This window comes from Christiangramia qingdaonensis, from assembly GCF_048381525.1.
In the GTDB taxonomy this organism is placed as follows: domain Bacteria; phylum Bacteroidota; class Bacteroidia; order Flavobacteriales; family Flavobacteriaceae; genus Christiangramia.
In genome coordinates, this window is sequence record NZ_JBLWIM010000008.1 from 604,375 (window position 1) to 616,690 (window position 12,316).

Consider the following 12,316-nt stretch of genomic DNA (forward strand, 5'->3'; position numbering starts at 1 on the left):
GCAACATTCAGGAACACCACAGTGAAGAGGAGATAGAAACGATCAGGCTTCAAAATGAGGTTAGACAATGGAAACTCGAACTGGATTTTGTGGCTCAGGAAATTGAATTTTACCTGGATATTTTTAATACTTCACTTCTTAAAAGAACAAAGGTAAATCGTGTTGATGCTGAATATCTCTTCGATCAATTCCAGGATCTAAGAGAGGTCAATTACGGAATTTTGAAAACCTGTCAGAAATTTCTTCCCAAGCTGGATGAGATGAATGAATGTGATGATATACAGTGTGACCATGCTTTTATTAATGCTCATATCGTTTTACGTAAAAAAATTGAAAAGCACCTGAATGAGGTGCGGAATATAAAATATTCAGCCTTCTGCTTTTTGAAGGATGGGATTGAAAAGTTTTTAGATTAATTAATTCAACAAACCTAGTTGGTCCAGATAGTCATCGCCATTTTCTTCTCGTAGGGTTTAGAGAAGAAGTTAATTTTCAGCACTATTAATGCGCGGGCTATCTGGTTTTTTAAAGATCAATATTATGAAAAGTAAATTTTACAAGAGCTTGTGTTTAGTGATCGCTGCCGTTTTATGCAGGTCAATTTATCTACATCAGGAATTCTATTATCGCATTTGGGAAGAAAACCTGTATACCGTATTGTTTATTGGAGCCATTTTCATGCTATTCATTTTTCTTGTGTTGCGAATTCAGAAAATTTAAGAGATCCCGGGTTCATTTTACTATAGCCTCCTCTGTTTTTAATTCACCAACCTTTGAGATATCTTTTAATGAAAGCTTACCACAGTCATATTCTTCGGAATCTTTTGAACCTCAAAGACTTATTTTCAATTGGGTCGCAGAATCTCTTTACTTTGAATAGACCAGTTTTTATAAAAGAATTAGCCACAGTTGCCATTAAAAGAGACAGAAAAGCTCATCGTAAAACACTCATATGGTTGGATGACCGAATAGATCCCCTTGAGAAAAAAATGGATTGGCTGGCATTCAGTCCCATTGGGCGTAAAGTCAATATTGTATGGCTGAAAGAGATCACTGAATTCCAAACCTGGATCCATACCAATGGGTTGCCGGATGCAATTTGCTTTGATTACGATTTAAGCAATTCATTCAATAGCTTTGACTGTGCCGAAGTATTGATCGATTATTGCTATACTCATCAACTGCTACCGCCGCAATGGTCTTCTCACAGCACTAATCCTGATGGCAAAGCGCGTATTAACAAACTTCTCAAGAATTACCTGATCTTAGCTAATCGTATGAATTTTAAAAGTTTTACAGATTAGGAGTACAAATATTAGAAGGCAGCTGATCCTTTAATCCTGAAAGCATCTGAAACATAGTTGATCCATCGGTATCTTCAGACTAAGCACAACACTCTCAGCTCCAGAATTCTCTGTTTTTTTCTTCGGAAATATCCTTTAATAGCGTTCAGCATTCAGAATCAATTCTATCTGTCCAAATTAGAAAATATCTCCATTCTTTAAAGTCCCAGATATGTAGTATTCTGAATAAGTCTGGAGTTATAATTTCTTATGACCCGAAAAGACTTAACTTTCCTCTGAAATTTAGTCACAAAAGACGATCCTTCTAAATTTCAGAAGTACTTAAAATAAAAACATGGAAATCAGCCCATCAAGCATTCGCAAAGGATTTATTCTCGCCGGTTTAATGAACATGTCGGTGCTATTATTTTCAAAACTATTTACCAACCCGGTGATTCCTGAGTTTGACCCGGTGGTAATGTCCAATTTCGGCTTATTAATGATCCTGATATGGGGTCTGGCTTATATTTCAGTCGCCAATAATTACAATAGAGTGAAGTGGCTAATCGCGGTCTTTGCTATAGAGAAATTTATTTATGGTTTTACATGGATCAACTGGCATCTTAATAACAGCATAACAGAGGTATTCGATAAAGATCTTTTTGCGGGAATATTCTATGCGGTATATGGTCTGAACGACTGGATTTTCTTCCTGTTCTTCACTTATGTATTCTTCAATTTACTTAAAACCAGGAAGAGCTCTTAGGCCTGGAACTTAGCCGTTAATTCATCTACAATAGACTCTATTTTACTGTTCTTCTCTCGCTTCTCCAGAACGATCGCAGGCGCTTTTCTTACTTTACAGTCGGCAATAGCGCAACGCTCGCAGGTTACTCCAACATTTTTTCTTACGATATTTTGATCCTCCAGGAATTTTAGCTTTCGCTCCAGTTGTTTATTAATTAGCAAACCAATGCTGATACTTCTAAATTGATTTTCTCTAAAAGGATCTTTGGTTGCTGAAGAAAAAATAAGGTATCTGTTCTCATGACTGGGATAATTGGAGATCTGCAAATCAAATTCGTGTGAATTCTTAGACTTACTGATTTCTTTGATCACCTTTAACGACATCCAGCGCCTGCAGTAATGCTCGTTGGTTTCATTCGCACGAGGGGAATGATGGTGGGTTAAGTGCAATTCTTTGTTCAAATAAAACTTACCGCTATCCGCTTTATGCGTGATCCTTAGGAAAAAAAGGTTTTTAATGTTGAATTCCTTCGGAAGTATATTGGTAAGTCTCTGGTAGAATGTTTCCGGAGAAGCATTAAAATTATGCATCATATTCAGAAAATGAACATGATGAAAGTTTTCCTTCTGAAATAGATTTTCCAGCTGGATGGTAAGTTCATCCTTTGGTATCACTAATGCTCCTGCAAAATAAGAAGCATAAAAGTTATTTAAGACCTGATCAAATCTTTCAAATTTTATCCATGGAAAAGAATGCAGCCGATCTGAAATTTCGAGGTAATTATATGCGAGTTCCTTTGCAAATATAAAACTGCGCTGAGCTTCGTCTATTCCCTTTGCCAGCAGAAGGGTATTGGTTTTCGGAACAAAAACAGAGCGCAAATTCTCTAAAGCTTCAAATTTATCTAACTCCTCTTCATTAATTACATATTGATACTCCTCTACCAGGATCTCCTCAAGCACTTTAGAACCTGGTGATTTGGTAAGATCTACCTGGTAAGCTTTTGAAAATTTTAAAACCTGTTGCTCCAGATCATCAAAGTAATTGTTATTCGCTTCCTGGAATGAGCGCACAGAAGCCAGGAAAAAGCTTTCCCTGCTAAAGTTATAGTGCTTGGCTATTTCAATAATGGTGCTAATGAAGGCATTCACCTTTGCCGGAGCATTGGAAACTATATCGATGAGGTTACTTTCCTTGATTCCGAATAATTCTAGCGGAATTTCTTTAAGGATTTTTGACTGAAGTAATTCTCCTATTGGCGCGAGGTTCTTATCAAGCTTGAGGGACACCATTTGATCATAAGGAACCTCTAATTTATCTGATAGTAAAGCGATTTTATCAGGTTTAGGATATTTTTTTCCATTCTCAATTTCGTTCAAGTATGACTTGGAAAGTCCTGAAAGTTTGGACAATCCAAATAGAGATAAACTCTTCTCAGTCCTTATCTGCTTTAACTTTAATCCAAAAATCAACTTGATATAATCTTCCTCCATAGAATCAAATATAAACAAATCTGCGAATATGGATTTTTCGCGAATAATTACTTTTAGCGAACGTTCGCTTGTTTAATTGAGTTCTTTATTATAATATTGTCATGCAAAACACTAATACTATGGAAAACAACACACTAAACTCATTACAATTAAACTTCAGTAAAGAGGTCACCAATTACTATCCGCAGATCCTTTCCGAAGATGCACTAGAGTTTCTAATCGCGTTACATGAAAAATTCAACCACAAAAGAATTGCTCTTCTGGAGAAAAGAGATGCACAGCAGCAACATTTTGATTCCGGTAACGTACCTGAATTCCCTTCTGAAACAGCTTCCATAAGAAATGGAGACTGGAAAGCAGGTGAAATCCCAGCGGATCTTCAAGACCGGCGAGTTGAGATCACCGGACCGGTAGACAGGAAAATGATCATCAATGCTTTAAACTCGGGCGCCAGAACTTTTATGGCAGACCTGGAAGACAGCACCTCCCCTACCTGGGAAAATGTGATCGAAGGTCAGCAAAACCTTAAAGATGCAAATGCAGGAACTATCTCACTGGAAGACGCCACACGTGGAAAATCCTATATTTTGAACCCGGACCCTGCAGTCTTGCTCGTGCGCCCTAGAGGATTGCACCTTAACGAAAAGCATCTTTTAATTAGTGAAGAAGAAGCATCTGGAAGCCTCGTAGATTTTGGCCTGTATGTATTTCATAATACTAAAACGATGCTTGGAAATGGTACAGCCCCTTACTTTTACTTGCCGAAACTCGAACACTATGAAGAAGCCCGTTGGTGGAATGAGGTTTTTGTATTTGCACAGGAATACCTGAATGTTCCCACAGGAACGTTTAAAGCAACGGTACTGATTGAAACGATCACTGCCAGCTTCCAGTTAGATGAGATCATTTACGAACTAAAAGACCATATTGTTGGACTTAATTGCGGTCGCTGGGACTATATATTCTCCTATATCAAGAAATTCAGAAACCATCCTGATTTCGTTGTTCCTAATCGTGATCAGGTCACCATGACCTCACCGTTTATGGATGCTTACTCGAAACTGGTGATTCAGAAATGTCACAAAAAAGGAATTCTGGCAATAGGCGGCATGGCAGCCCAAATTCCAATTAAGAATAATCCGCGTGCCAATAACGAGGCATTGGAAAAAGTTCGAAAAGATAAGGAAAGAGAAGTTATGAACGGTCATGACGGTACCTGGGTAGCTCATCCTGCTTTAGTTGAAGTTGCGCTCAAGGAGTTCGATAAACATATGCCTGAAGCTAATCAACTCTCAGTAACCAGAGATGATTTAAAAATAACAGAGCAGGATCTCCTCAAAATTCCTGATGGAACGGTTACCGAAGAAGGGATTAGAAAAAATATCAATGTAGGCATTCTGTACCTGGAAGCCTGGCTGCGTGGATATGGTGCGGTCGCTCTATACAACCTGATGGAGGACGCTGCTACTGCTGAAATCTCACGAACACAATTATGGCAATGGCTCAAAAATGAAGTGGTTCTCGAAGACGGCAGGAAATTTAATATGGAACTTTATATTGAAATATTTGAAGATGAAATTGAGAAGATCATTACCGAATATGGCGAGTCCAATATTAAGAACACCAAATTTGAATTGGCTTTTAAACTTTTTGACACACTGGTTATTTCTGAAAGATTCGAAGAATTCTTAACGCTCCCAGCGTATAAACATATATAAAAAATGTCTCGCAACTACTGGCATAGATTGCGAGACCTAATTATCAAACTTTCTAAAAAACTTAATAATCAAACACAAAATTATGGAAAATTTATCGCAATCGAATTATCAATCTGCCCTGGAGACGGTGAAAGATCTTAAACTAAAGTACGGGGAGAGCTGGAACTCAGTAAAACCTGAACATGCCGCAAGAATGATGAGTCAGAACCGTTTTAGAACAGGACTGGATATTGCAAAATATACCGCTGGAATTATGAGAAAGGACATGGCAGCTTATGATGCCGACTCCTCTAAATACACACAATCCTTGGGTAGCTGGCATGGATTCGTGGCTCAGCAAAATATGATCGCGGTTAAAAAACATCATAAAACTACTGATAGAAAATATCTTTATTTATCGGGCTGGATGGTTGCAGCCTTACGTTCAGAATTTGGTCCATTGCCAGATCAATCCATGCATGAAAAGACCGCAGTTCCTGCTCTGATAAAGGAAATATATACTTTCCTGAGACAGGCAGATGCTGTTGAACTCAACGATCTTTTTAAGAGGCTGGAAAAAGGTGAGGATGTACAGGACGAGATCGATAATTTCGAAACCCACGTTGTACCAATTATTGCTGATATTGATGCTGGCTTCGGAAATGAGGAAGCAACTTACCTTCTGGCTAAAGAAATGATTGAAGCTGGAGCCTGTGCGATTCAGATAGAGAACCAGGTTTCAGATGCCAAACAATGCGGACATCAGGATGGAAAGGTAACCGTCCCTCATGAAGATTTTATTGCCAAGCTAAATGCCGTTAGATATGCATTTCTTGAATTAGGAGTGGAAGATGGAGTGATCGTGGCCCGTACAGATTCTGAAGGTGCCGGGTTAACTCAGAAGTTACCGGTGAGCAAAGAACCAGGAGATCTGGCTTCCAAATACCTGGCTTTTGTGGACGCTGAAAGCATTGATATCACAGATGCAAAAGAAGACGATGTCCTTCTTAAAAGAAATGGAAAGCTGGTACGTCCTGTTCGATTACCAAACGGATTATATAAATTCAAGGAAGGATCTAATATAGACAGGGTTGTTCTGGATTGCATTACTAGTTTGCAGCATGGCGCAGATCTATTATGGATAGAAACACCAACTCCTAATGTAAGACAGATCGCCCATATGGTAAACCGTGTAAGAGAGGTTGTTCCAAATGCAAAACTGGTTTACAACAATTCGCCTTCTTTTAACTGGACATTAAATTTTCGGAATCAGGCTTATGAAGAAATGCTTGCAGAAGGTGAAAATATGACTGCTTACGATAGAAACAACCTGATGGCTGCAGAATATGATGGATCTGAATTATGCCATCGTGCAGACGAGAAGATCAGAACATTCCAAAAGGATGCAGCTAAAGAAGCAGGGGTTTTCCATCATTTGATCACGCTACCAACATATCATACTACTGCTTTACATATGAACGATCTAACGAAAGGATATTTTTCCGAAGAAGGGATGTTAGCCTATGTAGAAGGTGTACAGCGACAAGAGATCAGAAAAGGTGTATCCTGCGTTAAACATCAGAGAATGGCAGGATCTGACCTTGGAGATGATCACAAAAGTTTCTTTGCGGGAGAAAAGGCCTTGAAGGCTGGAGGGGAAAAGAACACCAGCAATCAGTTTAGCGAAAAAATGGCCGGGAAAAAACTTGAACTGGTAAGCTAATTTTCAAACTATATAATAGACAGCTCCATACATTTTATTAGGATGTATGGAGCTTTTTTTATATTATCATGAGTCAAATTGTTGATACAAAAGCCGAAATTTATTCCTGTTGAATAAGTTGATATTGCATACTTTTTCCGTTCGCCTCATAGAGATATAACTTCCTCTATAATTTTTCATGCTAAGGAAATTGACGTATCTGAAATTCTGCTCGCTCTGAATGACCTGAATCACATTATCTTATTTTGAAAACCTTCAAAAAGTGGAATTCTCCAAATTAAATTCTGACTTTAAAGGAGATTATGGGATAAAAATTAAAAAATTCTGAATTATTGGAGTAAAAATTTTGCAATTTTCATCTAATAAATTTTTAGACTCCTTACCTTTGCCTAATTATAGAATAATGTAGTTATTACTATTAACATTGGTTGGCATTCATATATTTAGCAGTTCAAGCCGCTAATTTATAGTTTGAAAATCAATGCTGAATAATTGATCTGAATTTTATATATTCACTCAAATTGCTAGTTTATAACTATTTAGTTTTACATACGTATCACTAAATTAATTTAATCTCGAATAATCAAAATTATTATGGGCAGACCTTCTACAAAACCGAAAGATCTCAGAGACGGTTATTATATTGAAGTTAGAAACAAAAATAAAAAAACAGGAGGAGTTAAAGTACGCCGGGATACAGTAGATCAACTAAAATTGGCGATTGAAGAGTACCGCGATATCAAAGATGTGATCATTCTTGGGAAATCCACTAATGGTAAGTTCAGCCCTATCCCAGGACTTGAATCCTAATCTGAAAGCCTTCAGATTAACAGAATTTCAAAAGATAATTGAGCGAGTTAAACAACTTGTTACAACTCGCTCAATCCTACTTTCCGAAGCAAGCCTACATTTGTTCCTGGTATGGTAATTCCTTTCTTTCCGATTCTACTCAGATTTTACGTGTAATTCCGATTATCTTCTATCTAACTTATTGATTATCAGACCCTAAATATCGAATTCCAAATTGTGAAGTAATCTTGGTTTTAGATTATTAAAATACTTGAGAGCGAATAAACGATTTTACCCAGGATTTTCTATCAGGGCCTCGAAAAGGGCAATCTTCTATTATTTTTACTGCACTCGGTAGAGAGTAGTTTTTATAAGACCCTTTCCATTTGGATCTGGAATCGATAGAAGCTCCATTCTGGTTTCAAATTTAAAATTGAAAGGTGGTTTAGTAATTTCCAGACCACTATTCTTCTTTAACCTTGTTCCCTGACCAGAAATAATATTCTTATTGGGAATAAAATCAGATTCAGGATTATGCTCCGTTAATAAGAGATAATTATAAGCTCTAATTTTATTGAGTACACTTCGCACTTCAGAATTGGATAAATGCTGCAAAACCTGTCTCAGAATCACCACATCTCCTTCCGGAAGCTCATCTTCCGCGATGTTAAGACATCGAAACTCCAGATGATCAAACCCAAAACGAGTCTTATTGTTGTTTATCAAAGCTGGAACGATATCTACAGCTATATAATGCTTTGCATACTCCAGCAGCTGCCTTCCAATATTAAAATCACCGCAACCAAGATCACAAACACTAAGGTTGCTGCGATGTGTCTTTAAAAAATTTCCAACAACTTCTATGTATGGCTTCACCAGAACCTCATCATGTGAACCATTTCCGGAGTAAAAAGCAGTTTCTCCTTCCCCCCATAAGTTCATAGCATACACCTGCTCCATTGCTTTTTTGGTTGGCCATGGTTTTTTATTTTTCACAGTTGGAGTCAATTGTGGGTGATACGATTAGATATAATAAAAAATTTGAATAGAGTAAAATAAGGTTTTAATACCTGCATTCGTATAAGCAAGACAATAAAGAAATATTAAGATATGCTTTGATCAAAAAGAACTACTGAACTGAAAAACGTTTACTTATTGAAACTGGTTTATTATTATAAAATCCTTCAATTCTTACCTCAAAAATTCCTTCTACATCTGAAGTGTAGAACTTAACCGAACTACTTTTTAAATCTGGTTCCCAGTACAGCTGATGACGATAATCTGGCACTCTATCGTTTGTTTTCAATTGACCACGCTCTTCGTATTTAGCAAAGTAGTATTCTTTTTTACTTTCCGCAGGACTTATCTGAAAACGATTCGAAGGCAGGTTACCTGTAAAGTCGGGCTTTGACCTGATGGAAAGAATTCCCTGATAAAACTCCGGACCGAAATAGTACTTATCCCGCACAACATCCATGGAATATACTGTCGCAGGATTTAGATCATATATCGTCTGATGGTTTTTGACCATTTTACCATCAAGAAGGATTAATGGGATACCACCAATAGTATTGGTATTCCCTGAGTTTAAAACTCTTATCTGCTTTCCAACACCACCATTCACAAATCTTACACCAGTGATTATCTCCGTAAGTGTCTCTTCCATGGTACTAAATCGGGTATAATCATCTAATATATACTCCTGAGCCAGACTACCGTAAAAGTCTTCCTTTCCCTTGTATTCCATAACAGAATCTGACTTTACTATCTTATATGATTCTTCGATCTGGAAGTGTATGACTTTTTTCTTAAAATCCCCCAGGTTTTCGACTGACAATCCTTCAGCTAAACTTTTATAAGTATTTTGAAAATCAGGCCCAATTGAATCAAGAACTACTACATTATTTTCATCTTCTATAGTAAATAGCTCAAATTCCTTATAATCGATTATGTCTGAGATCTGAATATCGAAACTACCATCCTGTTTAGTTTCGAAAATTCTAACTTTTGAAGAATTCGAAGCTGGATTGAAAAACAGCGTTTTTTTTCCTGGAATTTTTTGACCAACGGAATCAATTATACTACCAGTGAAATGTCTGCCTCTATATTCTGGATAATGTTTAAGGTTAAATTCACCTGATGATGACTTATTACTTTCAGTCAGTTTTCCGGGACCGGATACTGAAACCTGTTCAAATTTATTTACAGATAATGAAAGATTTGAATAACTAATACTGTCCGGGAGATTTAATTCAATCAAAACTTTTTCCCTTTTTCCATAGGTATTCTTATCGAAATTTATCGAGCTTGAAAGCACCTTATTATTTGCTACTGAATCTTTAGATCGATTATATTTTATTTCTTTTAATTTGTTCTCCCAACCTGGGGAATAGGGATTTAGCACCACGATATCTTCCTCAAAAAACGCCGGGGTTTTATAGTTCAGCATCCAGTTCGTATATGCCATAAGCGAATAATTTCCAGTAGCTAAAGAAGAAGGTACCAGATAATCAGAATACGCAACTCCATCTTTAAGATCCAGAACATGTGTAAAGGCCCTTTCTCCGTTTTCGGAAATAAGCATAACGTGAACTATTCTACTTATTTCAGACTGCTCATTACTATTTGGATTGAAATTGTAAACCTTATAGTACAAACGTTCACCCGGTATAAGCATCGACGAGTTGTAGTGCACAAACACTTTCTCTGACAGTCTTTGAGGATTTTGTAGATCAATCACTATTTCCTGAGAGCTAAGCGTATTACTTATAAGTAAAAGAATACAGACAATATGTAAGTGTAAAATCTTCATTTAATCTATCCAGAAGTTTGGTTTTATATTTGATCCAAAGAAATTACAGTCAACGCATTGTGCTATAATCACGGAGTATATACCAGGATTTTCCTCTAGGAAAAATCTAACAGATCCTGAAATTAGAAATTCTCTCAACTCCTCATCGGTAGGCACATATTCTTCACAGGGACCATAAATAACAGGTCTGGGATTCTCTATTGGATCATAATAATCGGTATAGTTAAAAAACAATCTCTGCTCAGCAGTCGCAGCGGTGGTGAAAAAACCGGTTACCCTAGTATCGCTGCTCCCTTCAGATTCTAAGTTGCCATTTAAAAAACCTGGTTGATATTGAGAAAAGATATTTTCAGACTCAGAAAGGTTTCTAAGCGTAGTATAGAAGGCATGAGCATCTGCATTTATCTTTAATTGTTTTACCAGAATGCTATATCGGTAAGCAATTTTGACATCTTCAGAAGAAAGAAAGTTTATCAAATTACTGTTTACGCTATTTGAACTTAGTTCTGAGGTGGATGAAATAATTATAGACTGAGAAGGCAAAGTATTATAACATGTAAATTCTTCATTCTGTTTAGGTACTACTTCGAATTCTCCCTGTTCGTTAATTATAAGGTCATTAAATTTTTCATAGGGTGATTGTATTTTATAAGTTTCTTCAAATTCATACTTATAATAACTATTAGGAGCATCATTAGTAGCTGTAGCGACAATAGCGACCCCGTCAACTCCATTCACCTTAGCTTCTAGACTCTCTATATTATCTAAAGAAGTAGGTTCTTCTCCTACAACTTCAGTAGAGGTGAAAGTATTCGATGAGGTGATGACATTTAACCTATATCCAACACTAGGCCTGGCTCCAAACTCAATGTCAGATAAATAAACTCCAGGCTCCACTTCACTAAAATTAAAAGTCTCGCCTTCAGAAGATTGAACCATGACTTCTGCATTACTAAGTGCTGATGGCCCTTGTTCATCCAGTTCGTAGCTATTACTCAACAATATCTCCTGATTTTTCATTTCATCTGTCAGTATCCCTTCAATGATGACAATACTTTCAAAATTCTCAGACTCCAATTCCAGTTCTTCCACACATGAGACCAGGCTAATCGTTAAACCGAGAGCAAAGAGGATACGATATGTTAGATTTCTAAACAGACTCACGGAATTAAAATTTAAAATTATACGTAATTGTAGGAACCGGTATCGCAAATATAGAACTCTGATAGGCCTTGACTTCACCGGCATCTGTAACGAAGAATACAGAATATGGATTGTTTCTACCTAAAACATTATAAATTGAAAAGCTCCAAAAGCTATGCGCAAGTTTTTCAATCTTATGATTCCCTTCTGCATTAAAGCTGAGGTCGAGACGATAATAATCAGGAATCCTGTATTGGTTTCTGTCACTATATGCTACAAACTGAGAATTATTAAAGTCATACTTACCAATTGGAAAAGTTACCGGTCTACCCGTTTGATATACAAAATTTGTCGAAAAACTAAAGCGCTTCGTGATCTTATAGTTCAAGACTGCACTAAAATCGTGAGGCTTATCGTAGTTGGAAGGAAAAAAGTCACCTTGATTTACTCTTTGATTTACAAATTCACTATCCAATTGTATCATGGATCTGGAATAAGTATAACCCAACCATCCATTAAGATCTCCTCTGTTCTTTCTAAGTAAAATCTCCACGCCATAAGACCTACCTTTTCCCTGAATAATATCTCTTTCAATATTCTCATTCATGAAAAGTGTTGATCCAGTTGC

The 12,316-nt window shown here is 36.9% G+C and carries 10 protein-coding genes and 1 pseudogene; 6 read left to right on the top strand and 5 right to left on the bottom strand.

Translation table 11 applies throughout. From position 1 onward, the window contains the following. The 3 genes from ACNI3T_RS03500 to ACNI3T_RS03510 form a co-directional block, all read left to right on the top strand. Positions 1-416 (top strand): hypothetical protein (locus ACNI3T_RS03500; protein ID WP_418226644.1); only part of this gene is annotated, 416 nt, incomplete at its 5' end. A gap of 456 nt (positions 417-872) precedes the next feature. Continuing rightward, positions 873-1,304 carry a cyclic-phosphate processing receiver domain-containing protein gene (locus tag ACNI3T_RS03505; RefSeq protein ID WP_418226645.1) on the top strand — a complete coding sequence of 144 codons (432 nt, stop codon included), beginning with the start codon at positions 873-875 and terminating at the stop codon, positions 1,302-1,304. Between the two features lie 334 nt (positions 1,305-1,638). Continuing rightward, the gene (locus ACNI3T_RS03510; RefSeq protein ID WP_418226646.1) at positions 1,639-2,049 is read left to right on the top strand and encodes a hypothetical protein; all 411 of its coding nucleotides are present in this window, start codon (positions 1,639-1,641) and stop codon (positions 2,047-2,049) included. Here ACNI3T_RS03510 and ACNI3T_RS03515 read toward each other — a convergent pair. Then, positions 2,046-3,524: a helix-turn-helix domain-containing protein gene (locus ACNI3T_RS03515; protein WP_418226647.1), complete on the bottom strand. Its 1,479-nt coding sequence runs from the start codon at positions 3,522-3,524 to the stop codon at positions 2,046-2,048. The genes ACNI3T_RS03510 and ACNI3T_RS03515 overlap by 4 nt on opposite strands. A 119-nt stretch (positions 3,525-3,643) precedes the next feature. On the opposite strand from ACNI3T_RS03515, the gene aceB reads away from it, so the two are divergent. The 3 genes from aceB to ACNI3T_RS03530 all read left to right on the top strand — a co-directional run bounded on the left by aceB (position 3,644) and on the right by ACNI3T_RS03530 (position 7,754). Beyond that, the gene (gene aceB / locus ACNI3T_RS03520; RefSeq protein ID WP_418226648.1) at positions 3,644-5,242 is read left to right on the top strand and encodes a malate synthase A; all 1,599 of its coding nucleotides are present in this window, start codon (positions 3,644-3,646) and stop codon (positions 5,240-5,242) included. A gap of 82 nt (positions 5,243-5,324) precedes the next feature. Further along, positions 5,325-6,944, top strand: a complete 1,620-nt coding sequence (locus ACNI3T_RS03525) for an isocitrate lyase (RefSeq protein ID WP_418226649.1) — start codon at positions 5,325-5,327, stop codon at positions 6,942-6,944. Between the two features lie 594 nt (positions 6,945-7,538). Next, on the top strand, positions 7,539-7,754 hold the full coding sequence (locus tag ACNI3T_RS03530; RefSeq protein ID WP_322302079.1) for a hypothetical protein: 216 nt from the start codon (positions 7,539-7,541) through the stop codon (positions 7,752-7,754). A 321-nt stretch (positions 7,755-8,075) separates the two neighbouring features. Here ACNI3T_RS03530 and ACNI3T_RS03535 read toward each other — a convergent pair whose 3' ends face one another. The 4 genes and pseudogenes from ACNI3T_RS03535 to ACNI3T_RS03550 form a co-directional block, all read right to left on the bottom strand. Next, entirely contained in the window at positions 8,076-8,729 is a 654-nt protein-coding gene (locus ACNI3T_RS03535; RefSeq protein WP_418226650.1) for a class I SAM-dependent methyltransferase, read from the bottom strand. Between the two features lie 133 nt (positions 8,730-8,862). After that, a complete protein-coding gene (locus ACNI3T_RS03540) occupies positions 8,863-10,545 on the bottom strand; it encodes a hypothetical protein (protein ID WP_418226651.1) in 1,683 nt (560 codons plus the stop codon). Beyond that, the gene (locus ACNI3T_RS03545; protein ID WP_418226652.1) at positions 10,546-11,709 is read right to left on the bottom strand and encodes a DUF4249 family protein; all 1,164 of its coding nucleotides are present in this window, start codon (positions 11,707-11,709) and stop codon (positions 10,546-10,548) included. Between the two features lie 4 nt (positions 11,710-11,713). Next, positions 11,714-12,316, bottom strand: a pseudogene (locus ACNI3T_RS03550) (TonB-dependent receptor); the annotation flags it as partial.

Coding starts and splice junctions, on each gene's coding strand:
- ACNI3T_RS03510 (WP_418226646.1), top strand. CDS start 1,639: ATGGAAATCAGCCCATCAAGCATTCGCAAAGGATTTATTCTCGCCGGT.
- ACNI3T_RS03515 (WP_418226647.1), bottom strand. CDS start 3,524: ATGGAGGAAGATTATATCAAGTTGATTTTTGGATTAAAGTTAAAGCAG.
- aceB (WP_418226648.1), top strand. CDS start 3,644: ATGGAAAACAACACACTAAACTCATTACAATTAAACTTCAGTAAAGAG.
- ACNI3T_RS03525 (WP_418226649.1), top strand. CDS start 5,325: ATGGAAAATTTATCGCAATCGAATTATCAATCTGCCCTGGAGACGGTG.
- ACNI3T_RS03530 (WP_322302079.1), top strand. CDS start 7,539: ATGGGCAGACCTTCTACAAAACCGAAAGATCTCAGAGACGGTTATTAT.
- ACNI3T_RS03540 (WP_418226651.1), bottom strand. CDS start 10,545: ATGAAGATTTTACACTTACATATTGTCTGTATTCTTTTACTTATAAGT.